Genomic DNA, 24,993 nt, shown 5'->3' with positions numbered 1-24,993 from the left:
AACTCTTCTCCAACCTACTTTTGAACCAATAAATAAATTTTAATACACTATGAATAATTTTAAAAAAGGAATATTATTCGCTTCATTACTTTCTAGTCTCTTTTTTGTAAGCTGCAGCAATGACGACGAGGATGATGAATTAATGGGAAACTGGGTGAAAAAATCCGCTTTTGACGGACCTGCAAGATCGAGTGCCACAAGTTTCGTAATTGGTGATTATGCATATGTTGCCGCTGGTTATACTGGCGATGTATACTTGAAAGATTTATGGGCTTACAATTCAAATGGAGATTATTGGGAGCAAAAAGCAGATTTTATTGGCACAGGAAGAAGCTCTGCCTCTAGTTTTGCATTAAACAATAAAGGTTACATTGGACTTGGATATGATGGAACTAATAAACTGAAGGATTTTTATCAATACGATCCTTCTAACAACAGCTGGACTCAAAAAACAGATTTTGCTGGAACAGCTCGTTATGCTGCAGTAGGCTTTCAGGCTGGCGGTAAAGCTTATTTTGGAACTGGTTATGATGGAAATTATCTAAAAGATTTCTATCAATATGATGATCAAGCAAACAGCTGGACACTTGTAAACGGCTTTAGCGGTAATAAAAGACGTAATGCGACCGTATTTGTAATTGCTGATAAAGCATATCTCGCTACCGGAATTAATAATAGTGTGTATCAGGAAGATTTTTGGGAATTTGATCCTGCAACTGATACTTGGACAAGAAAAAGAGACATCGACAAAGATACTGATGATGATTATTCATATAATGACGAATATGCAATTGTACGTGCCAATGCATCAAGTTTTTCGATAAACGGATTAGGATATATAGTAGGCGGCGAAAACATAAAAACAATTTGGGAGTACAATCCAACTACGGATCTTTGGGTTGAAAGAACTCCGCTTGAAGGAGCAACAAGAACTGATGCTGTAGGCTTTGCGATAAATAATCGTGGTTTTTATATGCTAGGAAGAATTGGTTCTTCTTATTTTGATGATGCTTGGGAATTTAAACCTTTGGAGGAACAAAATGACAATGATAATTAATAATAAACTATTCTTCTGGAGTAATATCCAGAAGAATTTATTGCTTTTGTGTCTTGTTTTACAAATGGCTTCTTGCGGAAAAAAAGAGATTTATAAAACAGAGACATTTCAAACCAATTCCGGCTGGGGATACTCGATTTTGTTTAAAGATAAAATCATTATAAAACAATCGATTATACCAGTAATAAGTGACAACAAAAGTTTTTCTACAGAAGAAGATGCATTAAAAACTGCTCATTTAGTAGTTGAAAAACTCAGCCAAAACTTATCACCAACAGTAAACAAAAATGAATTAATTTTATTAAAAATAAAATTATAAATGAAAATCGGAGCCATCAAAAATACTAACTCAAACAAAATTCTATTCCATTGTATTATATGGGTTTTCTTCATTCTGACTTCCTTAATTCAGTTTTATGAAAGTCCGTTTAGGATCAATAATGATTTTTATGTTCAGTGGGCATCAGGAATAATGTTGTTTTACCTCAACTATTATTACATGGTTCCGTCTCTTCTTTTACAAAAAAAGTATTGGCAGTATTTTCTATTTGCATTTATAATTATTGCTGTTTTCATGATCATCAGAATTAATTATTTTATTCCTGAATTCAGACATTTACCGCCTTCAAATATTGCCCGCCCGCATTTCATGCCAAATGAAACCATTCTTTTACGAAAAGCTGACAACTTAAAAATTGAAATGAAACGTCCGCTTTTCTTTAAAATCGGCCCTTCCTTTTTCTATATTTTAATTCTTACCATAAGTGCAATTATAAGAACCTTGACAGAATTTTATAGTAATGAACAAAATAAACTAATTGCAGAAACCCATAGAACAAATACTGAATTGACTTATTTGCGCAAACAAACCAATCCGCATTTTTTATTCAATTCACTAAACAGTATTTATTCTCTAGCACATAAAAAATCTGATTTGGTCCCTGATGCCATCGTGACATTATCTGAGTTAATGCGTTACATGCTGTACGAAACAGATAATAAAACGGTGGCTTTAGAAAAGGAAATAAATTATATTCAGAATTATATCGAACTGCAAAAACTACGACTTAACAACATTGAAGATATTGTAATTAATGTTCATGGCGATACTAAAAACAAGTTTATCGAACCTTTGCTGCTAATATCATTTGTTGAGAATGCTTTTAAGTACGGAACAGATTATAAAGGTGCAGCGCATATCAAAATTAAAATTTTCATTTCAGAAAACAATCTTGATTTTTGGATTGAAAATACAATTGAGAATTACATAAAAGACCCTGAAAATTCAGGTATTGGACTAGTAAATATTCAAAACAGACTGGATTTACTTTATCCAAATGCTCATGAACTAACTATAAACCAGGATAACCAATTTTACCGCGTGCATTTAAATCTAAAGTTAGATAAAATTAAAACTACAGTAAATTAAATTTTAAGATTATGGACAGAAAAAAATTCATCCGAAATGGTCTTTTGGGCATCACTGCTTTGGCTGGTGCTTCAAAAATATTAGAATCATGCTCTAAAAGTGATAATGATGATTCTGGCGCAGACTCATCTTTCGACGGAAGCTGTACTGTTTCACCATCTGAAACTAAAGGTCCTTTTCCTATCAAAACACCAAGCCAATTAGTTTTAGAAAATATAAAATCTGACCGAGTTGGAGTTGCCCTATTGATCAATTTAATTATTGAAAATAAAAATAATAACTGCCTGCCGCTGTCGAATGTTTTAGTAGATGTATGGCACTGCGACAAAGACGGCAATTATTCTGAATACGGCGGAACTCAAATGCAGCAGGCAGATTATACTTCTGTTCATTTTTTAAGAGGAAGACAAACAACAAATGCTAAAGGAGAAGTTTCATTTATTTCTATCTATCCAGGATGGTACCAAGGCAGAGCTCCGCATGTACATGTTGAAGTTTTGTCGAGCAGTGGATCTTCATTATTAGTTACTCAAATTGCTTTTCCTGAAAGCACTTCGAGTACTGTTTACTCCAGTACTAATTATGCTGCTCACGGACAAGCCGACACTTCTAATACGAGAGATAATGTTTTTGCAGACAGCCTTGCCAGCGAAATGGCAGTTTTAACAGGTAATTTGACTGATGGTTATACTTTGACCAAAACAATTACCGTAAACGGATAATTGAAATCAAACCAGTATTTTATGATAATTTTAAAACTTAATTTACTGGTTTAAAACTACTTTTGAATTCCAAACCGAATAAATTTAAACTCCTGCAGATGAAATGTGTAATTATTGATGACGAACCATTAGCTGTTGAATTATTGGAAGATTTTGTGCAAAAAGTCGATTCACTTGAATTGATCAGTACTTTTAATAATGCTATTGATGCCGTTTCATTTATCAATCAAAATAATGTTGATTTGATTTTTTTAGACATTCAAATGCCGCATTTTTCTGGGATAGATTTTTTAAACACGATCGAGAAAAAACCTCTTGTTATCTTTACAACTGCCTATTCTGATTATGCTGTAGAAGGATTCAATCTTGGCGCTGTTGATTATTTAGTAAAACCAATTCCCTTTCATCGTTTTCTAAAATCAGTCGTGCGTGCGCAGCAAATTGTTAATCCTGCGGCAGCTGTTTCTTCAATTTCTGAAAACACACTTACTCCAGAACTTGAGCAGGATTTTATGTTTGTAAGAGCTGAATACGAAAATGTTAAAATGAATTTTGCTGATATCCTGTTTATTGAAGGTTTGAAAGATTATGTAAAAATCTATACTACCGATAATAAATATACACTGACTTTAATCAGCTTGATAAAACTCGAAAATTTACTTTCAAGCAAAGGCTTTTCGAGAATTCACAGATCTTATATCATTAATATAAAACATGTGAAATCAATACAAAAAAATAAAGTTTTGATTAGTGATAAACGGATTCCTATAAGTGAAAGCTACAAGAATGCTTTCTTTGAAAAAATCAATTTATAATTCTATTAAATTTAAAAATAAAAAAAATCCAAATTCAAAGGTTTTACTCTTTTGGAATTTGGATTTTATATTTTTTGGAATTTTTTATAATTTATTCTTCGTTTTTAAACCATCCAGAATACATCACATAATTATTTGAAATACGTTCGATTTCACCTGCAAAATCAGATTGGTCGATATCTTTTACTTTCTTCGCAGGAACACCAGCGAAAATAGTTCCTGAAGGAACAACTGTATTTTGTGTTAAAACCGCTCCGGCAGCGACAATCGAGTTACTTTCTACAATACAGTTATCCATTACAATTGCTCCCATTCCAATTAATACATTATCCTGTATTGTACAGCCGTGAACAATAGCATTATGTCCTATCGAAACGTTATTCCCAATAATTGTTGGATGTTTTTGATAAGTACAGTGAATTATCGCACCATCTTGAATGTTTACCTTATTTCCAATTTTAATAAAATGAACATCTCCTCTAATAACGGCGTTGAACCAAACACTGCAAGAGTCTCCAAATGTAACATCTCCAATAATGGTGGCATTTTCAGCAACATAACAATCTTCTGGAATCAAAGGTGATTTCCCATTTACGGATTTAATAAGCATAATATTTTTTTAATTGATTGCTGGACAATTACAATCGTAACGTTCCTTTTTACAAAATAAATTAATCCCTAAAGTTATTTGATGATATCCTCCGGTATCAAATTTTACATCTCCCATAACTTGAGAATACGTATAAGCAAACATAAAATTTTTATAATTTACACCTAGAATAGGAGTGAAATATTGCAGTTTTTGGGAGGAAACACCACCTCCTGAAGTAAATTGCGCACCATCAAAACTTCTTCTATAAGACAAAGCTGCCCATAAACTTCCAAAATCCATGTTTTTGTAGGCTTTCATATTTAAATCTATTGACTTTTCTTTCGTCTGATCAAACAATTGAAACAAAATTGAAGGCTCCCAAGTAATCTTTTCTCTTTTACCAAATACGTATCCAGCACTTAAAAGAAACTTTCGTAAATTATTACTTTCGTAATCTGTGTACAGCTCTCGTCGTGTTTCAAGTAGACCTTGAATTGTTGCGTGTGCATAAAAATCAAGAAAATTATAAGAAGCACCAATGTCTACATTAAAATAGGAGTCTTTTTGAATTGAACCAAAAACAATAGGATCAAAAGTTCCTCCAAATTTAGTTTCGTCTAACTGACTTTGAATCAATCCGCCGCTGATACCAAATGAAAGCTGATTTAAGTCGATTTCATCTCTTGAAAACATAAGATGATGTGCATATGTAACTTTTACACCTTTTTGAGAATGATACCCGTTTTTATCATTAAAAACAATAATCCCTGCTCCTGATCGCTCACCTACTCTGCCATTAAAACTTAACGTTTGAAGTGAAGGCGCATCTTCCTGACCAAACCATTGTTTTCTAGCTGTCAATCTGATTTTTGCACAATTTGCTGCTCCAGCCATTGATGGATGAATCAAGTAATAATTATCTGATAAATAATCTGAATAAACCGGAATTCCTTCTTGAGAATAAGAAAAAAAAGTAGTGATTAAAAAAATAAATAAAAACCTGATTCTTAACATCATAATAACCGATGAGTTTACAAATATTTTATACTCTTAATAATTAAGTACGAATTTCTTGAAAAGAGTCATAATTATTTTATTAAAAAATCAAATATAGGTATTAGTAGAAAATAACTTTAGTAAATTTGCAAAAAATTACTACCATGACAAAAATCACTATAAAAGAAACACAAAATCCTACTATATTAAAGTTCGAATTTGAAGACTTCATTACTCAAAATCAAAACTTTGAGTTCAAAAATATCGACGAAGCACAAGCTTCTCCTTTAGCGCAGCAATTGTTTTATTTACCATTTGTAAAAACGGTTTATATCTCAGGAAATTTTATTGCTATCGAAAGATACAGTATTGTTGAATGGGATGATGTAAAAGATGCTGTTGCAGAACAAATCGCAGCATTTGTAGACAAAGGCGGTGTTATTATAACAATCGATGAAAATAAGACTAAAAAGCAGCCTATTACGGTTTACGGAGAAACAACTCCAAACCCGGCAGCTTTAAAATTTGTAGTAAGCAGAATGCTGACTAGAAACGCAATTGAGTATAAAAACATCGATCAAACGGCTTCATCTCCGTTAGCACAGGAATTATTTAAATTCCCTTACGTAAAAGAGGTTTTTATTGATGAGAACTATATTTCTGTTACTAAGTATGAAATCAACGACTGGGCAGAAATCACTTTGGAACTAAGAACTTTCATAAAACAATTCATTGAAAACGGAGGAACTGTTTTAGATGAAAGTTTAGTTCAAACAGCGACTAAAAACGACGTTACTAAAGATGAAGCGTTTGACAAACTAGATGTTACTTCTCAGCAGATTATCAATATTCTTGAAGAATACGTAAAACCTGCTGTTGCTGCAGATGGCGGAAACATCGCTTTTGATTCTTATAATGAAGACGACAAAACGGTAAAAGTAATTCTACAAGGAGCTTGCAGCGGCTGTCCATCATCTACTTTTACTTTAAAAAGTGGTATCGAAAACATGCTGAAAAGTATGTTGAATGATGAAGCTATTAAAGTTGAAGCAGTAAACGCATAACAATACTTTTGCTTTAAATAACTAAAAGCGTTCGATAATCTCGGACGCTTTTTTTATATCTCATTGTTTTTCAATAAATTATTACGATATCGGATTACTATTTCACGAAAAATTCGTTAATATTGTATTATAAACCAATCAATTAGAAAATTATGGGATTAAATTCATTCTTTAAAAATTTATTTGGCTCTGCCAAAGAAACTGTGGTTGATCTGGCTGACCAAGCCGAAAGTACTTTTGAACAAGCTAAAGAAGCTGCAGCTCCTTATATCGATAAGGCAGAAACCTTTGCCGATGAAACTATTTCGAAAGTCAAAGAAGCTTCTGAACCTATAATCGCGAATGCAGCTGATTATGCGCATCAGGCAAAAGACATTGTGAGCGAATATGCCGATAAAGCATCTGACGCATTAGACAATGTAGTTGAATCTGTAAAAGAAAAAACAAACGAATTTACTAACAATACTAAAACAATTGCATCAGAAACCGTTGCGGACGCAAGTGAAGCCAGCGCTGCAGAAATAGACAAAATTTCTGATAAAACGGATAAAGATTAAGAATGCATCGCTTTTCTATAAAAAGAAATCTTTTTATATTTGCACCACTAATACACCTTCTCTAAGAGAAGGTTTTTTTTATTTAAAAAAAGATGAACATGAGTCCAGAACAACTGAGTAATTACGCAACAAAATTCATTGATATTCTAATTGATTATTCTCCAAAGCTAATCTCAGCCCTTTTAATCTTATTTGTAGGTTTATATGCAATACGATTAATCAATAGAGTTATTCGAAAAATAATGGTTAAGAGAAATCTTGATCCTACTTTAACTAAATTTCTTGCCGACATTTTATTGTGGGCACTTAGAATTTTATTATTTGTAACTTTTATTTCAAAACTAGGAATTGAGACTTCTTCCTTTGTTGCTATTTTAGGAGCAATGGGACTTGCTGTTGGTTTATCATTGCAAGGATCTCTTTCTAATTTTGCAGGCGGTATGTTGATTATTGTTTTCAAACCTTTTAAAGTAGGCGATACTATCGAAGCTCAAGGGGTTATTGCAACCGTTTTAGAAATTCAGATTTTCGTTACCAAAATGCTTACAGGAAATAACCAAACGGTTTTTGTTCCAAATGGGGCGTTATCAAACGGAACAATTATTAACTACTCTATGCAGGGAGAAAGAAGAGCCGATTTGACATTTTCAATTTCGTATGATTCTGACATTAAAAAGACAAAAGATATCCTTTTAGATGTTTTAAACAAAAATCCAAATGTACTTAAAACGCCGGCTCCAGAAGTTTTTGTAAAAAATCTGTCTGCCAGCTCTATTGATTTTGCAGTACGCCCGTGGGCAAAAAACGTAAATTATGGCACTGTCTTTTCGGAAACATTAGAGAATTGTAAAACAGCTCTAGATGAAGCAGGAATTTCTATTCAGCCGTTTACAATTCAAAAATAAAATAAGTGTTATTTTTTTGATGGCAGCGTCATCATAAAATCTTTTAGATAATACGGTTCAAAATAAGCGACATCTACAGTGTCGCTTTTTTGATATTTATCATAACTGATTTTACTCATTTCTCTAGCTGACGGATATTTAATTTCTTCTAAAAAGATAAAGTTTTCTTTTGTTAAAACAGCTTTGCATTTATCAGCACAATCTCCAACAAAATAAATAGTATCTGTATACTCAGCAAATGAATCTTCGTTTATAATCTCCGCTTGAATTGGTCTTTCAATTTCAATTTTGGCATTAAAAACAGCGCTGTATACTTCCATTCTTCTAGCGTCAAGCATTGGAACTATTTTTCCTTCAGAAATAGAAACCTGCGAAGCTAAAGTTTGCAAAGTATCAACAGCAATTAACGGAATATTTAAAGCAAAACACAATCCTTTTGCTGCCGAAACTCCAATTCTCAAACCAGTATAAGATCCTGGCCCTTGACTTACTGCAACTGCTTTTAAATCTTGAACTGAAACTCCAGATTCAGCAATAACCTCTTCAATGAAAACGTGCAGTTTTTCAGCGTGTGAATAACCTTCTTCAGCGATTTCTTTACATAAAATAGTTTCACCATTTTTTGCAATGGATACTGAACAATTTTTGGTTGCTGTTTCGATATTTAAAATAAAAGACAAAATATTATTTTTAAAAATTTGTATTATTTAGAAACTACTTTTTAGGTGTTTCTTCTTTTTTAAGCTTCACTTTATCTCCAGAATTTAAATCTTTAGATACTGTTGTGTAAGGACCTGTAATTACAACATCGCCTGCTTTTAAACCAGACATTACTTCGATATTAGTATCGTCCTGAATTCCGGTTTTAATGATTCTGATTTTAGCTTTATCACCAACTTTTACAAAAACACACTCAAACTTTTTATCGCTTTTTGGAGTTGCTTTTTTGTCTTCGTTTGGATCTTCAACTTTAAAGTCTTTTACAGCAGTAGTATCTGATTTTACAACTACAGAGCTTATTGGTACTGCTAAAACATTTGTCTTAGTTGTGGTAATAATATCAACTGTAGCAGTCATTCCAGGTCTAAAAGGAGAATAAGTACTAGGTTTTCCTTCTAATAAATCTTGGTAAGATTCTTTTAAGATACGAACCTTAACTTTAAAATTTGTTACTTGATCTGAGGTCAAAGTTGTACTTGCTGAGTTTGAAATACTGGTTACAATACCTTTAAATTTCTTTTTCAAGTAAGCATCTACTTCAACATTAGCTTCGTCGCCAATTTTTACTTTTACAATATCATTTTCGTTTACGTCAACTTCAACTTCCATGTTATTTAGGTTTGCAACTCTCAAAAGTTCTGTACCAGCCATTTGCTGCGTTCCTAAAACACGTTCTCCTAACTCAACATTTAAAACTGAAATTGTTCCATCTGCAGGAGCATAAATTGTTGTACGGCCTAAGTTATCACGCGCTTCTGTTACAGAAGCTGATGCACTTTGAACATTGTAATAAGCATTTTGCTTTGTCGCTTTTGCAACTTCGTAGGTTGAAATAGCTTTATCCCAATCTGATTTTGAAATCACACCTTTATCGTACAACGTTTTATTACGTTCGTAACTTGCTTTGGCTTCTTTAAAACTTGCTTCAGATTGCGTTAAACCAGCTTTAGTTCCAGATAAATTTGCAACCGAACGCTCTAAACCAGAAGTGTATAAATCAGGATTTATCTTAACTAATAAATCGCCTTTTTTTACAACTTGACCTTCTTTTACATTTAAAGCAATAATTTCGCCCGAAACCATTGATGATAATTTTACTTCTATTTCAGGCTGAATTTTACCAGTTGCTGAAACTGTTTCAACAATTGTTGATGATGCTACTTTAGAAATTTCAACTTCTTTTCCTTCATCTTTACTTCCTATTACTCCTGCTTTGGAAAGACCTACTAATGCGGAGATAAGCACTACAGCTCCGCCGAGTAAGAAGTAAATTGTTTTTTTTGACATAATAAATTATTTTGAAATAATTGGAACAATTGGAATTCCGAAATAGAATTCGATTATTTTAATCTTAAACATATAATCATATTTCGATCTAATAACGTTTGACTGTGCATTTGTCAACAAAGTTTGTGCTTGCGTAAAATCGAATGAATTCATTAAACCAACATCATACTTTTCTTTAGCATAATTATACGCCTGCTGTCTTGCTTCTAACGTTACAACTGTTGACTCATAAGTATTTAAAGCTCCTTTTGCATCTGTAAAAGCAGTATAAACGTTACGTTGCAAATCTAAACTTTTTTGCTCTAAATCTATTTTAGATTTCTCTAAAGTTACTTTGTTTCTTTCAACATTATTTCTAGTAGCGAAACCATTAAATATAGGAACATTCAATTGAAAACCAAAGTTATGTCCTTTATTCTTACTAAACTGATCAAAAATAGGATCAGGTCCAACTGTATAAGGTTTATCATTTGCGTCTAGTTTAATCTGATCGCTGTAACTTGCTCTCGTATTAAAACCATAAAAACCTGTAAGTGTCGGCTGATAAGCTCCCTTTGCGATTGCTACATTTTTTTCGGCAATTTCAAGATTAGTTTGAGCCAGTTTCAACTCTGTTCTAGTCTCTTTCGCTTTATTGTAAATATCAATAGGATTTTGCGCCATGATATTATTTTCATCCTTTGCATTAGTATCATCAACAACATCAAAATCTGTAAATTCTTTAAGCTGCAAAAGCTGCGCTAAACTCAATTTTGAGATCAATAAATTATTCTCTGAAACGGTTATGTTTTGCTGATCTGTAGCAACTGTCGCTTTTAAATCATATAAATCACCACGAGGAATTGTTCCTGCATTTACCATCTCTTCAGAACGTTTTAAACGCTTTTCATCAATAATAAGCTGCTCTTTCTTAATTTTCAAATCTTCCTTATTCGATAAAATTTGAAGAAAAGCATTTGCTACATTCAGCGAAATATCTTCCTGCATTTTTAATAATTGATATTTTGAAGCTACAATCGATAGTTTAGCTTTTCGATATGCATTTTGATTTTGCAGACCTTTGTAAATATCAACACCAGCGTTAAGTCCTACAGAAGAATATTGCGTAGTTTGATTACGCAAAAGTCCTGTTGTAACGTCCTGGTTCAAACCAATATTCCAAGAGTGGGAAGCATTTCCGTTCACAGATGGCAAATAGTTACCAAACGCTCCTTTTTTATCAATATCCGCTGTTTTAACATCTAGTTCTGACAGCTTAATAGTTATATTATTGTCTAATGCATATCTCACGCATTCCTCTAATGTCCATTGTTTTGTTTGAGCATGCCCCGATAATCCTAAACCGAATAACATAGCGAAAACAAGACTATTATATTTATTTATTTTCATATACTTTGAGTGAAAGCACAGCAGCCAAGCTGAGCATATTTAACATTTTTTAAAACCAAAAAACTTCTTATAATTTCAATCTATTTTTTCTCGCCTTCGCTGATTAAACCTTGGTTCCAGATTTTAATATTATCTGTGTTTTTAATTCCGCTTTTAACCTGAACATAAATTCCATCGCTTACTCCTAAAACTAAATCTCTTCTTTCAAATTTTTTAGGAGCCGTTTCTACTTCAACATATGGTTTTTGTGTTTTTTTGTCAAACTGAACCAATGACTCTTTTATAGCCATAACTTTATCAGCTTTTTCAAGAATAATAGACGCATTAGCACTTAAACCAGCTCTGATAAAAGTACCTTCATTGTTTTCTAATTTGGCTTTAATTTCAAACTGAATTGCTCCATTTTCTGTTACTCCTTTTGGCGCTATATCAGTAAGAACTGCTTCAAATTTTTTGTTTTCAATTGCTCCAACTGTAATTTCGATAGGCATTTTCTCTTTAATTTTACCTACTTCAGATTCATCAATTTTTCCAATAAAAATCATTCTTCCAACATCTGCAACACTGGCAATCGTAGTACCTTCGTTAAAGTTATTACTTTCAATAACCTGATTTCCTACTTTTACAGGAACTGCTAAAACCATTCCGTTTACAGTTGAACGAATTAAGGTATTTGCATAGTTTCCTAATGATGTTGTTGTTCCTGTTTTAACAATATCTAAACTTTGTTTTGCAGCTAAATAGTTTTGCTTCGCTTGTTTGTAAGCCAATTGCGCTGCATCAAAATCATTAGCAGAAATTACATCTTTAGCAAAAAGTGTTTTTTGTCTTTGATAAATTTTCTCTTGATTATCTAATGCAATTTTTGCTGTTTGCACTTGATTTTGAGTACTGCTTACATTAGACACATTGGCAACGACTCTAATTTTTGCAATCATGTCGCCTGCTTTGATTTTTTCTCCTGCTTTGATATAAACTTCTTCAATAATACCTGAAATGTTTGGTTTGATTAAGACTTCTTCATCAGGTTGAATATTCCCAGTCGCAATTGTATTTTTTACAATTGTTTTAATTTCTGCCTTCTCCGTTTTAAATACTATAGGCGGCTCTTGATTCTTTGCGTACAAATAGTAAAGTGCACCAAAAAAAACTACGGCAATTAAAATTAAAATTGTTACGGTAAATCCTTTTTTCATTTTGTTTTTGGTTTAATCGATTATTTTTGATTGATAATTTATTCTGTTCGTAAAGCATCCACCGGCTTCACATTAATAGCTGTTTGCGCAGGAATAAAACCCGCAAGCAAACCTGAACCTACTAGTATCAGCAGGGCAACAAACACAACTCCTAGATCGACACTTGGATTTGCAAACATAGTATTACTGCCCGGAGGCATAGAATCTAAAACCATATTTAAAATTGCAATAATTCCAGTTGCGACGGCTATGCCCAACATACCTGAAATAATAGTTAAAAATATAGATTCAGCTAAAATTTGACCACGAATAGCGGCTGGTGTCGCTCCCAACGCTCTTCTAATTCCAATTTCTTTCGTTCGTTCTTTAACCACAATTAGCATAATATTTGAAATTCCGATAACACCAGAAATCAAAACCAAAGTTCCAACGAAATAGGCAATGATTTTCAAAATATTAAACAAACTCTGTACTTTATTAAATTGTTCGTACAAATCAAAATTCCCAACAGCTCTATCATCAGCTGGATTTACAGAATGAAGCGCTTTAATTAATTCTAGAATTTTTGGTTTCAATGACGTAATCGAGGTTTCATCCTTTGCAGTAATAGCCATCCAACCTACTTTATCTCCAAAATTAAAGGCTTGCTGAAAAGTGGTAAAAGGAATAAAAATATTTTTTTGTTCCTGTTCTGCATTTCCTCCTTGCTGTTTAGAATTATAAACGCCGACAACCATAAAGTTTATGCCATTAATTTTTACATAAGTTCCAATGCATTCCTCTTCTTTACCATAAAGTTCGCTGATAACTCCTTTACCAATTACCGCAACTTTTCTTCTTTCCTGAATATCTTGCTGATTTACAAATCTTCCTTTTATAATATCCATCGGCTGCTGTTTAATCAGCTCTGGATAATCTCCGTATACAGTAAATGCTGACGTTTTTGTACCGCGAACTACATTATTTGTTCCGTTAAAATCTCCTAATTGATTCCTTGGAGAAACATACAATAAGTCAGGCAATGCCGCTTTTAAGGCTGTCACATCACTATTTCTAAAATCATAACGACGTATCTTCGGAAGTCCTTTATATGCTTTTGAAGTCGTCTGACTCCACATAAACATGGTATTAGTAGCAATTCCGTCAAATCCTTTTTTAATTCCATTCTCCAAGCCATTACCTGCCGCAAGTAGAATTACTAGAATAAAAATTCCCCAAAAAACACCAAAAGCCGTCAGAATCGTTCTGAAAGGATTCGCCGTTAAGGCCTGTAAAATCTCGTCCCAATTATCTTTCTTAAACATAATTATTCGTCTCTAAGTGCTACAATAGGTTTAATTTTGGCTGCTCTGTATGCTGGAAAAAATCCAGCAAGTGCTCCCGCAAATACAAGCAGTGCAAGTGTCGTTAATGCTACACTGAAATCTACCTCAGGATTCTGAAAATATTCACTCTGCACCATCGGCCCAACAAATTCCAACAATAACAAACTTGCAAGCAGCCCGACAAAACCAGCAATTGTGGTAATAAATATAGATTCGTGAAGAATCATTGTAATAATAGAAAATGGAGATGCACCTAACGCTTTTCTAATTCCAATTTCTTTTGTTCTTTCTTTTACAATAATCAGCATAATATTACTAACACCAACAACGCCGGCAATAATAGTACAGATACCAACCCACCAGAAAAACAATCTGATGTATAAATTTAAATCATAAAACTGTTTTGCATCTTTAACAGAATTATAAACTCCAACTCCACCGTCATCATCTGGTGCAACTATATTTTTACTCTTCAATAAATCTTTTAAATCCTGAGTAAATTTTTCAGACTGCGCTAAGGCTTCATCATAATCACTTGTCTTTTTTAAAGTAAAAAACAAATTACTGATTTTATCTCCGGCTCCAAAAGTCCTTTGTACGGTACTCAATGGCAGATAAGCTCTTGTCTCTTCTCTTTCTCCTCCTGGATCAGTAAAGATTCCAACTACTTTAAAATTAATTTTATTAATAGAAATTTCTTTTCCAAGAGCCTCCTTGTCTTTAAACAAATCTGTTTTTAATTTCATTCCGATAACAGCGACTTTTTCATTGTTCTGTAAATCTTTAGCATTTACATATCGCCCCTGAACTATCGTAAGATTTTCAATTCCCCCATAATCTGGATCCACTCCTCTATATTGATAATTTCCTGATTCTTTCCCGTAAGAAAAAGGTGCTCCCCAATAATTCTGCGTTGAGGCTCTCAAATCTAATTTATCTTCAAACTTTTGAACGGATTGATTAAAATCACTATTTCGAAACTGAATTTGTCTCCCTGGATTAAGTCCTTTATACTCCTTTGTTGTTGTACCAGACCAAACTTCAACAATACCCGCAGCATCGCGCTCAAATTGTTTTTCAATACCATTTTGAAGACCTTTACCAGCACCTAGCAAAATCACCAAAATAAATATTCCCGAAGCAACTGAAACTCCTGTTAAGAATGTTCGCAGCCGATTCTTGGAAATTGCCTCAAATATTTCTTGCCAACGCTCAATATTAAACATAAGATGAAGCTCTAACTTGTTCTACTAATTTATCATCGATAATTAATCCGTCTTTCAGGACAACGTTTCTTTTGCACATAGCGGCAATATCTGGTTCGTGCGTAACGATCAAAATAGTTTTTCCTTCGTCGTTAATTCCCTGAATAAGCTCCATAACCTCATAAGAAGTTTTAGTATCCAGCGCACCTGTAGGTTCATCGGCCAATAAAACTTTAGGATTTGAGGCCAATGCTCTTGCAATCGCAACACGTTGTTTTTGTCCTCCCGAAAGTTCGTTAGGTAAATGATGAGAATGCGAGCCCAGACCCACTTTCTCAAGATATTTTAAAGCAATATCATAACGCTCTTTTCTTTTTACACCTTGGTAGTATAAAGGCATTGCAACATTATCAAGAGCTGATTTGTAGTTTATTAAATTAAAGGATTGAAATACAAAACCTAAAAACTTATTGCGATATTTTGAAGCCAAAGTTTCGTTTAACTTCTTAATTGGAGTATTGTCTAAAATATAACTACCAGAATCAGCTTCATCTAGAATTCCTAAAATATTAAGAAGAGTAGATTTACCAGATCCTGATGATCCCATAATCGCAACTAATTCCCCTTCGGCTATATTAAAATTTATCCCTTTTAACACATGCAATTCCGAACTTCCCATTTTATAGGATTTGTGTAAATCTTTGATCTCGATCATGGTATTGTTAAATTTTTAAACAATAATAATATTTTTTATAAGTAATTTATGATAACAAAACGTTAATAATTTCGTTTCCATATCTAAATAAGACGGCGATCTTAACCAATTGTTACACTTTTTTAAGATAATTTAATTGTTTTCTTAATTTTGTTGCACTTTAAAAATTTAATACAAATGAAATTTCTTTTAAGGTTATCACTATTTACAGCATTTACAGTAATTTCCAGCTGTTCAACGACTCAAAAACTTGAAACGCTAAAACCTGAGCCAGATGACGCAAGCCCATTGGTTTATGATGCAAACCCATCTTTTATAAACTTACCAATAACGGTAAAACTTACTGATATTGAAAGTCAGACAAATGCTCTCTTAACGGGATTAATTTATGAGGACAACAACATCGAAGATGATGATATTGAAATGAAAATTTGGAAACTGGCACCCATAAAAATTCAAAATGATCCGGCTAATCCAGATAAAAAAATTAAAACAATTCTGCCATTAAAAGCTAATATAAAATACCGAATTGGAACCAAGAAACTAGGAGTTGATCTTTATGATACACGTGAGTTCAATTTAAATGGCGTAATTACTCTATCTAGCGAAGCTGCTTTGACAAATTGGAAGTTAAACACCAAAACAGAATTCAAATCACTTGATTGGAACGAAAGTCCTACAATGAGTGTTTTTGGGAAAAATATGCCTATTACTTATTTAATAAATCCAGCAATCTCCATCTTCAAATCTAAATTGGAACGCAAAATAGATGACGCAATTGAAAAGTCTATGGATTTTAAACCTAATGTTTTATCTGCTTTAGAAAAAATCTGTACACCATTTCAAATGAGTGACACTTATGAAAGCTGGCTGAGAATCGTTCCTGTCGAAATTTACTCGACTAATGCAAAGCTTAAAAATGACTCTTTTTTAATGGATATGGGAATGAAATGCAATATGGAAACTATTGTAGGCAAACAACCAGAATCTAAATTCAATGCTAATAAAATTATTTTAAAGCCAGTTACAAAAATTCCGAATCAGATTTCTGCAAATATTGCTGCGATTTCGAGCTATGTAGATGCTTCAAAAATTATGACTAAGAATTTTGCCGGACAAGAGTTTGGTTCTGGAAGCAAAAAAATAACGGTTAAAAATGTTACTATATGGCATAAAGACGGAAAAATGGTAATCGCTCTAGATGTTTTAGGTTCTATAAATGGAACGCTTTATTTGAATGGATTTCCACAATACAATCCTCAGACTAAAGAAATCTATTTCGACAAACTTGATTACGTTCTAGACACCAAAAGCAAGTTAATGAGAACTGCAAGCTGGCTCGCACAAGGATATGTAATTAAAAAAATGGAACAAAGCTGTCGTTATTCTATACAGCCAAATTTAGAAGAAGGCAAAAAAAACATGGCAGCTTATCTTAAAAACTATTCACCAATGCCAGGCGTTTTTGTAAATGGAAAAATGGAAGATATTCAGTTTGATAAAATACAGCTGACGAATCAAGCCATCATTGCTTTTATAAAAATCAACGGAACGGTTAATGTATCGGTTAACGGATTGAAATAAAAAAAAGGCAGAATAATTATTCTGCCTTTTTCTTTTTAGATTGGTACATCCTATAAATAAGATACCCAATTATACCTACAAGTAAATACGGAATAACCATTAAATAAACGATTCCATCATTTACTGCTTCCGCTTTTTTTACATTTGAATCACCGCCAAGTGCCGCTCGACACATTGCACATTGGGCATTTGCAACAACTCCAACAAAGAATAACAAGATTATAAAAGATATTCTCTGCATCCTGAAACTTGAAACTTGAAACTTATTTTTGTTTTTAATTAGCATAGTAAGGAGAAATCATTAAGTAAACTACAACACCTGTAACCGCAACATACAACCAAAGCGGAAAAGTAATTTTAGCTATTTTTTTGTGTTTATCAAATCGTTTTGCAAGTGCTCTTACATAAGTAATTAATACTAATGGAATTATTGCGATTGACAATAAAATATGAGTTAACAAAATAAAGAAGTATACATAACGTACAATCCCTTCTCCACCAAACTTAGTGGAATCTGCCGTCATATGATACGCCACATACATCACTAAAAAAGCAACTGACAAGCCAATCGCAAGAGTCATTAATCTTTCGTGCAGCTTTCGTTTTCCGTTTTTAACGGCAATTACTGCCCAAACTAAAACAATTGCTGTAATACCATTTGTTGTAGCATATATAGGAGGCAAAAAAGAAAGCGGCTCTACATTAATTCCAAAATCTTTTAATTTGATTCCGAACAAAATCGCAACAACCACTGGTATCACAATCGAAACGGCAATAATAAATTTGCTAAACTTTTTTTCTAAAGACTGATCTTCCATTTTTACTCTTCTAATAATATTTTAATATCTTGTTGAATTTCTCTAACTCCTTTTTTATCTAACCCGTCATAATAAATACTTGGGTTACCGTATTCGTCTTTTCTGCAGCGAATGTTTCCGTCTTTATCTATTAAAGCAAATAAACCTGAATGCTCAAAACCACCGCTTACTTTTTCATTTTCTCCTGCATAAAGATTAAATCCCTTATTAGATAAATCCATAATTGTATTTTTATCTCCAGTTAGAAAATTCCAAGTTGATGATTTCACTCCCAATAGTTTTGCATGATCTTTTAAAACTTTCGGTGTATCATGAGCTGGATCGATAGTAATGGAAACAATTCCGAAGTTTGGATTACCAAAGAATGTTTTCTCAATCTCCAACATGCTTAAATTCATTTTTGGACAGATTGACGGGCAGGTTGTAAAGAAAAATTCTAATACATAAACTTTCCCTTTGTAATCAGCGTTAGATATTTTAACATTGTCTTGATTAGTCAATTCGAATTTTGGTGCTGGGCCAATGGTTATTAATTTCCCATCTGCTTTAGAATTTTTCAACCCAACATTATCCAAACGGTTTCCTTTTACAACTTCACCATTCTTAATTCTATCTACTATTTTAGGAACTGCATAAATTCCAAAAATTAGAATAATAAATGAAATTCCTATGTATGATTTATTTTTGAACATTATATAATGAATTTAAAGTTGTTTAGTAGCGTTATGATTCTTTTTTAATGCTGCACGGTATTCGTACAAAATAATTTTAAAATCATCCAGCATTTCATTACTCAATTCTGATGGATGAAAAGTATTATAGCCTTCCTTGTACTCGTCCTTTTTATCTTTGTCACCGCCTTTACGTCCTCTTAGATTTCTCTCTTTATCTATAATGTAAACATTTGGAGTTCCAAGGTTTTTATCTAGTTTTCCTTTTAAATGCAACTGATTGTAAAAAGTTTCAATTTCAGCAGGTGGAGCAAAGATAAAATTCCACCCTTTAACATCTGTAAAAGGCTTAAGTGCGTCAAGTACTTTTTGAGCTTCTTCTTCTGTACCTTCTGGACAGACTACTACGAATTGAAGATCTTCAAAGCCATAATAACGTTTGTATATTTTTTCGTTGAGATTAAAATAATTTCCTCTGTTACTTAAAATATCAGAACCCGAAAATCCTAAAACCGTAATTTTTTTATCGAGAGAAACTTTTTTGCCGTCTAAAGATTTCCAATCTCCAAAATCAGCAATCTTTGGTGTAATTACCGGAAGTGTTGTAAAACTATTTACGCCTGAAGCAAAAAACAAATAGGCTACAATCGGCAAAACAAAAAGTACAAAAAGAACTATATTTTTTTTCATTGTATTAACAGAAGTTATTGAGGTACAAAAATAAAAAAAGCTCCGCAAAACGGAGCTTCTTTTCGAATTAATATCATGTTAAAAATTCCATTTAATAGTAGAATCTTTAAAAACCCCATAAATATAATGTCCTTCTGTTAATAGAATAAACAATAAATATAAAACTAGGAATATAACCGGCGACACAACAGACCATCTAAGGTTGCTCTTTTCACCTTCCATGTGCATAAATGCCCATACTATATAATATGCTTTGAAAATAGTTAAGATATAAAATATCCAGTTTAATAAATTCAAACCAACAAAATGAGTAAGTTCTAATGATTCTGGTTTTAAAATACCTAGAATAACTTCTACTGTAGTTACTACTGATAGTAATGCGAAAACAAACCAGATTCTCTTTGTATTTGATACGTGCTCGTGTGACATAATAATTAAAATCTAAAATTAAACTAAGTAGAAAACTGTAAATACGAATACCCAAACTAAATCTACAAAGTGCCAGTATAAACCAACTTTCTCTACCATTTCGTAGCTTCTTCTTTTCTCGTAAGTTCCTAATAATACATTAAAGAAAATAATGATATTAATAATTACTCCCGAAAATACGTGGAATCCGTGAAAACCTGTAATAAAGAAGAAGAAATCAGCAAATAATTTGTTTCCGTACTCGTTTCTAATCAAGTTTGCACCTTCTACTACATATTTTGCATTTGCTAAATGAGCTTCAGATTCTGCTCTATCTAGAACAGTTTTCTTCTTTTTCTCAGTAAGCTTTTCTGTTCTGATCAATAATTCAGGATGTGCTTTAAATCCTGCTTGAACTTCGGCAACTGTGTAAGATGGCAATGCATGAGCATCTTCCATAAACCAAGTTGTTTTATTTCTTGTCAAAGCTTCTCTTTGTTCTGGTAGTTTTACAGCAAAATCTGCAAGAGCAACTCTTTTACCATCTTTGTCAACAAACTGTAACAAACTTCCACCTACTGTTTCAACTGCACCGTACTCACCTTTAATGAAGTTTTTCCACTCCCAAGCTTGTGAGCCCACGAAGATTAAACCTCCAATAATTGTTAAGAACATGTAAATTGCAACTTTTGTTTTCTTTAATTGATGACCTGCATCAACAGCCAAAACCATTGTTACAGATGAAAAAATCAAAATAAAAGTCATTAAGGCTACATAATACATTGGAGCCGAAACACCATGCATAAAAGGAAAGTGAGTAAACACATCATCAGCCAATGGCCAGGTTTCAATAAATTTAAATCTAGAAAAACCATAGGCTCCTAAAAATCCAGAAAATGTCAAGGCATCTGATACGATAAAAAACCACATCATCATTTTACCATAACTTGCTCCTAGTGGCTGAATCTCATGACCGCCTCCCCAAGTTTTTTCGTCGTTGTTTGCAGTAGTAACTGTCGCTCCCATAAAAGATATTCGTTAAAAAGTTCCCAAATTTACGTTTTTTTCTTATTTAAAGAAATATAAAAATAAAAATAAATACAACCATAATAAATCCAAAAAGTGCCAATACATCGCACCTAGTTCTATTCCAAGAGTTTGAGTCGAATTGTATTTTTGTTTAAAATGATTATAAATTATAATTAAAAGTGAAATTAGCCCTCCTGCCAAGTGTAATAAGTGTGTAACGGTTACTACATACAAAAAAGTTGTAGTAATTGAGCTACCTTCTCCAGTAAAATAATACCCGTTTTGAACGATTTGTCCAAAACCAGCAAACTGCAGCACAACAAACAAGATTCCTAAAGCTAATGTTCCTAATAAAAAAGCAGTAGTTGCGCTTCTATTTCCTTTTTGAATGGCTTTTTTAGCCAAATAAAAAGTAACACTACAACCAATAATAACTGCTGTACTATAATAAAAAGCTGTTGGCAATTCAAAATTCTTCAACCAGTCAGCTCTTGACTTACTCACTACAAATGCACTTGTAAGTCCTGCAAACATCATGGTCATACTAACCATTGCGAACAACAAAATCAACTTAGCTGATTTTGCTCTTCTTACTTGCTCTTCTCCTTTTGTCATTGTCATTTCCATAAATAACTATCTTAAAAATTTATCTACTATATATACTATCTGCAACAGCGAAATATAAGACACACTAACTAACATTAATGTTCTTGCCGCTTTTGCAGTTCGAAGCTGATACAAACGAACAGCAAAGAATAACATCCATAAGCCTAATAAAAACACTAGAACTGCAGCAATTGGCGAAATAAACAATTGCCCTGTATATCCTAAAACTGGTAATAATGAAGCAATAATAAGCCAAACTGTATACAAAATAACCTGCAGAGCTGTTCCTTTATCCTTTTTTCCAGTTGGAAGCATAAAGATTCCTGCTTTTTCGTAATCTTCATATAAAAACCAGCCAATTGCCCAAAAATGAGGAAACTGCCAGAAAAACTGAATTAAAAACAATGTACCTGCTTCTATACCAAATTCTCCTGTCGCAGCAACCCAGCCTAACATAAAAGGAATTGCTCCAGGAAATGCACCTACAAATACAGACAGTGAAGTTACTGTTTTTAATGGTGTATAAATACTTGCGTATAGAAATATTGAAATTGCAGCAAACATTGCTGACTTCGCATTTATTGTATAAAGCAATGAAATACCAATAATGGTAAGTAAACTGGCAACAACCAACGCTGTTGTTGGCGACATACGTCCTGAAGAAACTGGACGATTTTTTGTACGATCCATTAAAGAATCAATATCTTTTTCGATTACTTGATTAAAAGCATTTGATGCTCCAACCATACAATAACCCCCAATTGCCAAAACCGCCAAAACACTCCATTCAAAAGGGTGCTCATCATTTACACCTAATAAATATCCAGCAATTGAAGAGAACAAAACACTAATAGCCAAACCTGCTTTAGTAATCTCTTTGAAATCCTGAAATATTGCTTTTATTGAAAATGTTTTTTTTGAAGCGTTCAATACCGTAGTGTTTGTATTTTTTTTGAGTGGTGCAAATGTACAAATTTGATTGTAGAATTTGGAACTATAAATTTAGATTTTTTTCAATAAAACTGTCCCAAATCGAGAAGTTTCAATTCTTTAACACAATTACTTCGAAAAATCTTATTAAAAATTCTAATAATCGAAGTACCAATTAAAAATATCAGAGCGTAATCCTATCGTAAACCAAGTAGTACTTTGCTTAAAAGTTGACGCAGTCTCTTTTGTTGGATCAAAGTTTCTATAAATAAAATTTCCAAAAAGCTTTAGATTAGTAATAGGATTTATTAAATAACCACCTTGAATATCGGTAATAAAAACACTTGTTTTATTTCCCTGTCCCACTTTTACGCCCGTATTATATGGTCTTTTTTCATCATAGCTTTTATAAATATTTCCGCCATAATTGTAACTATCTTGTGCAGTATCAAAATCTAAACCTCTTGTACCGGTTGTGATTTTTGCATCTGCAAAAATACGTCCTTTATGATAACGTGCAATTGCCACAAGTTCTTCAAAATTACCTCCCCATTGATGTCCAATACTTTGATTATTGTGTCCGTAGTTTGTAATTACAGCGCTGTGTGAGTACACGTAAGGTCGAACATGATTATATTCTAACTGTAAAAGCAAATCTTTTACTTTAAATGCATCATAATATTTCGCCCCAATTTGATATCCAAATTTATTCTTCCAGCTTTTATTAGCCGCTTTTACATCTGACACCGAAAATTCATCTATTAAAAACTGCCCGTATAAATTAATCTGATTATTCCATTTGTACTTTGAAGTTATACCTAAAAGTGCATTTCCGCTTCTTGACGAAGATGTAAATTCAACGGTACGATAAAAAATAATTGGATTTACGAAGTTAACATCAAATCCTCTATTATTAGAATCTGTCCAAACCACAGACTCAAAAAAGCCTAAATTTAATTTGTTTGAAACATTCCAGCTTAAATAATGATTTGCCATAAATTTTGATGCATACGTTTTCTCGACTGTCACATCTGGACGAACATCTTTAAGCCACATATAAGTATTGGTGTATTTTATCTTCCAGAAAGTGGTATTGATTTTAAAATACGGATATGGGCTGGCTCCATCACTTTCAAGTAGAGAACGATATCCATCTCCAATAAAATTTCTTCCATAACCTAACTGAAAATCAAAAACCTTACTTGGTGTAAAAGTTATATTAGCTTCTGCCAAAGGAAAATCGTAAGCATCGGTTTTAAATCTTTTAGCAATTCCAACTCCCGGAATGATTGCAGGATTCCCTCCTGATGGTTTTATCGATTCGGCATAATCATTAAAATAACCTGCAAATCGGCCTTGACTTTCAAAAACTGTTGTAGTAAAGTTAATTTGCTTCCCCAATCCTCCTCTAAAATTCAGTGCACGAGTATTTACATAAGTATATGAAGCATCAATATCTGAGGCTTTCCCCATCTGCAAATCAACAATTGGATTTAGTGCCAGCCAATAATCTTCTCCTTGAATTTGAACCATATTTTCGTTCCAAAACTTTCTTCCTAACCACGTTGAAACGTTTTTTTGAAGGGATTGATTTACTGCTTTCAGATTATAATATTTAGATACTTCAGTATACGTATAAGGTTTTGAAGCTGTATGATTATTAGTCCCAACTTGATTCAAAGCACCATCAAACTGCGCGTAATAGCTGTGTGAAAAAGGCACATTCAAATGACTTTCAAACTCAGGCATATTGTACTTTTTATAGACAATACTATCTAATTCTGTCATGGGTTTTTCAACCGGCCTTAAAATCTCGGCTGCAGCCAAAGCTTCTTGAGCTATTTGATCTGCGCTTTTTAAAGGTATATCAATAGAGATCGTATATTTAGAATAAGTTGGATTCCCACTATAAGTAGAAGGTTTTATTTTAGGAAATTTACCAAAAACGCGCTTAACTTCATTAGACAATAAGTCGTTTGCCGCATTTACATAAATTACTTTAAAACTGCCATTAGCATCAACTTCAAAAAGTACTTTAACTTCTCCTTTATAATTATTTTGTTGAAGATTTTCAGGAACTTTAAAATTATGAAATACAAAATCCTGTACTTCTTTATAGAAGCAGTTTTCAAGATTCTTAGACTGAAGATTTTCACAATTTGGAAAAACTGGAAATTGTTCTGTGGAAAAACCTGTTTTTATTTTTGTTTCTTGAGAGAAGAGAAAATAAGGATATAAAAAGATAACAACAAGTGAAAAAATCTTGTTCACGTAAATTTAGGC

The 24,993-nt window shown here is 32.7% G+C and carries 27 protein-coding genes; 9 read left to right on the top strand and 18 right to left on the bottom strand.

Translation table 11 applies throughout. The annotated features are described in order from the left end of the window. Positions 1-49 precede the first annotated feature (49 nt). From NLG42_RS08140 to NLG42_RS08120, 5 genes are all read left to right on the top strand, one after another. Positions 50-1,057: a Kelch repeat-containing protein gene (locus tag NLG42_RS08140; RefSeq protein ID WP_089059115.1), complete on the top strand. Its 1,008-nt coding sequence runs from the start codon at positions 50-52 to the stop codon at positions 1,055-1,057. After that, on the top strand, positions 1,047-1,376 hold the full coding sequence (locus tag NLG42_RS08135; protein ID WP_257683449.1) for a DUF4907 domain-containing protein: 330 nt from the start codon (positions 1,047-1,049) through the stop codon (positions 1,374-1,376). The genes NLG42_RS08140 and NLG42_RS08135 overlap by 11 nt, the downstream gene beginning before the upstream one ends. Then, the gene (locus tag NLG42_RS08130; protein ID WP_089059113.1) at positions 1,377-2,486 is read left to right on the top strand and encodes a sensor histidine kinase; all 1,110 of its coding nucleotides are present in this window, start codon (positions 1,377-1,379) and stop codon (positions 2,484-2,486) included. Between the two features lie 11 nt (positions 2,487-2,497). Beyond that, positions 2,498-3,208 (top strand): dioxygenase family protein, encoded by a 711-nt coding sequence (locus NLG42_RS08125; RefSeq protein WP_257683448.1) that lies wholly within the window; start codon positions 2,498-2,500, stop codon positions 3,206-3,208. A gap of 98 nt (positions 3,209-3,306) precedes the next feature. Then, entirely contained in the window at positions 3,307-4,023 is a 717-nt protein-coding gene (locus NLG42_RS08120; protein WP_099720281.1) for a LytR/AlgR family response regulator transcription factor, read from the top strand. Between the two features lie 91 nt (positions 4,024-4,114). Here the strand turns inward: NLG42_RS08120 and NLG42_RS08115 are convergent, their stop codons facing one another. Together NLG42_RS08115 and NLG42_RS08110 are read right to left on the bottom strand one after the other, a co-directional pair. Further along, entirely contained in the window at positions 4,115-4,633 is a 519-nt protein-coding gene (locus NLG42_RS08115; RefSeq protein ID WP_089059110.1) for a gamma carbonic anhydrase family protein, read from the bottom strand. 9 nt (positions 4,634-4,642) lie between these two features. After that, positions 4,643-5,632, bottom strand: a complete 990-nt coding sequence (locus NLG42_RS08110; protein ID WP_257683447.1) for a PorP/SprF family type IX secretion system membrane protein — start codon at positions 5,630-5,632, stop codon at positions 4,643-4,645. Between the two features lie 143 nt (positions 5,633-5,775). Here NLG42_RS08110 and NLG42_RS08105 point away from each other — a divergent pair, with 143 nt between their 5' ends. From NLG42_RS08105 to NLG42_RS08095, 3 genes are all read left to right on the top strand, one after another. Next, entirely contained in the window at positions 5,776-6,675 is a 900-nt protein-coding gene (locus NLG42_RS08105) for a NifU family protein (protein WP_089059108.1), read from the top strand. A gap of 152 nt (positions 6,676-6,827) precedes the next feature. Further along, entirely contained in the window at positions 6,828-7,232 is a 405-nt protein-coding gene (locus NLG42_RS08100; protein ID WP_089059107.1) for a hypothetical protein, read from the top strand. Between the two features lie 92 nt (positions 7,233-7,324). Then, complete coding sequence (locus NLG42_RS08095) at positions 7,325-8,137, top strand: mechanosensitive ion channel family protein (RefSeq protein ID WP_089059106.1); 813 nt, start codon at positions 7,325-7,327, stop codon at positions 8,135-8,137. 8 nt (positions 8,138-8,145) lie between these two features. Here NLG42_RS08095 and tsaB read toward each other — a convergent pair whose 3' ends face one another. From tsaB to NLG42_RS08060, 7 genes are all read right to left on the bottom strand, one after another. After that, positions 8,146-8,817, bottom strand: coding sequence for a tRNA (adenosine(37)-N6)-threonylcarbamoyltransferase complex dimerization subunit type 1 TsaB (tsaB, locus tag NLG42_RS08090; RefSeq protein WP_257683446.1), 672 nt, complete (start codon positions 8,815-8,817; stop codon positions 8,146-8,148). A gap of 34 nt (positions 8,818-8,851) precedes the next feature. Continuing rightward, the gene (locus NLG42_RS08085) at positions 8,852-10,144 is read right to left on the bottom strand and encodes an efflux RND transporter periplasmic adaptor subunit (RefSeq protein ID WP_089059104.1); all 1,293 of its coding nucleotides are present in this window, start codon (positions 10,142-10,144) and stop codon (positions 8,852-8,854) included. 6 nt (positions 10,145-10,150) lie between these two features. After that, the gene (locus NLG42_RS08080) at positions 10,151-11,533 is read right to left on the bottom strand and encodes a TolC family protein (RefSeq protein ID WP_099720285.1); all 1,383 of its coding nucleotides are present in this window, start codon (positions 11,531-11,533) and stop codon (positions 10,151-10,153) included. An 80-nt stretch (positions 11,534-11,613) separates the two neighbouring features. After that, entirely contained in the window at positions 11,614-12,729 is a 1,116-nt protein-coding gene (locus tag NLG42_RS08075; RefSeq protein ID WP_089059102.1) for an efflux RND transporter periplasmic adaptor subunit, read from the bottom strand. Between the two features lie 38 nt (positions 12,730-12,767). Continuing rightward, positions 12,768-14,033, bottom strand: a complete 1,266-nt coding sequence (locus NLG42_RS08070; RefSeq protein WP_089059101.1) for an ABC transporter permease — start codon at positions 14,031-14,033, stop codon at positions 12,768-12,770. A 2-nt stretch (positions 14,034-14,035) separates the two neighbouring features. Further along, entirely contained in the window at positions 14,036-15,280 is a 1,245-nt protein-coding gene (locus tag NLG42_RS08065) for an ABC transporter permease (RefSeq protein ID WP_089059100.1), read from the bottom strand. Then, the gene (locus tag NLG42_RS08060; protein ID WP_089059099.1) at positions 15,273-15,974 is read right to left on the bottom strand and encodes an ABC transporter ATP-binding protein; all 702 of its coding nucleotides are present in this window, start codon (positions 15,972-15,974) and stop codon (positions 15,273-15,275) included. The genes NLG42_RS08065 and NLG42_RS08060 overlap by 8 nt, the downstream gene beginning before the upstream one ends. A 177-nt stretch (positions 15,975-16,151) precedes the next feature. Between NLG42_RS08060 and NLG42_RS08055 the strand changes: the two genes are divergently transcribed. Continuing rightward, positions 16,152-17,558, top strand: a complete 1,407-nt coding sequence (locus tag NLG42_RS08055; protein ID WP_257683445.1) for a DUF4403 family protein — start codon at positions 16,152-16,154, stop codon at positions 17,556-17,558. A gap of 16 nt (positions 17,559-17,574) precedes the next feature. On the opposite strand, the gene NLG42_RS08050 is transcribed toward NLG42_RS08055, so the two are convergent. The 9 genes from NLG42_RS08050 to NLG42_RS08010 form a co-directional block, all read right to left on the bottom strand. Further along, positions 17,575-17,799 (bottom strand): hypothetical protein, encoded by a 225-nt coding sequence (locus tag NLG42_RS08050; protein ID WP_233207133.1) that lies wholly within the window; start codon positions 17,797-17,799, stop codon positions 17,575-17,577. Between the two features lie 34 nt (positions 17,800-17,833). After that, the gene (locus tag NLG42_RS08045) at positions 17,834-18,376 is read right to left on the bottom strand and encodes a DUF420 domain-containing protein (protein WP_089054443.1); all 543 of its coding nucleotides are present in this window, start codon (positions 18,374-18,376) and stop codon (positions 17,834-17,836) included. 2 nt (positions 18,377-18,378) lie between these two features. Further along, on the bottom strand, positions 18,379-19,068 hold the full coding sequence (locus tag NLG42_RS08040; protein WP_099720287.1) for an SCO family protein: 690 nt from the start codon (positions 19,066-19,068) through the stop codon (positions 18,379-18,381). A 12-nt stretch (positions 19,069-19,080) separates the two neighbouring features. Beyond that, complete coding sequence (locus tag NLG42_RS08035; protein WP_089054441.1) at positions 19,081-19,737, bottom strand: hypothetical protein; 657 nt, start codon at positions 19,735-19,737, stop codon at positions 19,081-19,083. A gap of 78 nt (positions 19,738-19,815) precedes the next feature. Continuing rightward, positions 19,816-20,166, bottom strand: coding sequence for a cytochrome C oxidase subunit IV family protein (locus tag NLG42_RS08030; RefSeq protein WP_089054440.1), 351 nt, complete (start codon positions 20,164-20,166; stop codon positions 19,816-19,818). An 18-nt stretch (positions 20,167-20,184) separates the two neighbouring features. Then, positions 20,185-21,171: a cytochrome c oxidase subunit 3 gene (locus tag NLG42_RS08025; RefSeq protein ID WP_089059095.1), complete on the bottom strand. Its 987-nt coding sequence runs from the start codon at positions 21,169-21,171 to the stop codon at positions 20,185-20,187. A gap of 42 nt (positions 21,172-21,213) precedes the next feature. Beyond that, complete coding sequence (locus NLG42_RS08020) at positions 21,214-21,801, bottom strand: cytochrome c oxidase subunit 3 (protein WP_257683444.1); 588 nt, start codon at positions 21,799-21,801, stop codon at positions 21,214-21,216. Between the two features lie 6 nt (positions 21,802-21,807). Further along, on the bottom strand, positions 21,808-22,710 hold the full coding sequence (gene cyoE / locus NLG42_RS08015) for a heme o synthase (protein ID WP_257683443.1): 903 nt from the start codon (positions 22,708-22,710) through the stop codon (positions 21,808-21,810). A gap of 156 nt (positions 22,711-22,866) precedes the next feature. Continuing rightward, complete coding sequence (locus NLG42_RS08010) at positions 22,867-24,981, bottom strand: gliding motility protein RemB (protein ID WP_257683442.1); 2,115 nt, start codon at positions 24,979-24,981, stop codon at positions 22,867-22,869. Between the last annotated feature and the right edge of the window lie 12 nt (positions 24,982-24,993).

It is taken from the genome of Flavobacterium plurextorum (assembly GCF_024638035.1).
In the GTDB taxonomy this organism is placed as follows: domain Bacteria; phylum Bacteroidota; class Bacteroidia; order Flavobacteriales; family Flavobacteriaceae; genus Flavobacterium; species Flavobacterium plurextorum.
The sequence above is the reverse complement of the archived record's forward strand: the minus strand, read 5'-3'. Positions and strand labels throughout refer to the sequence as shown.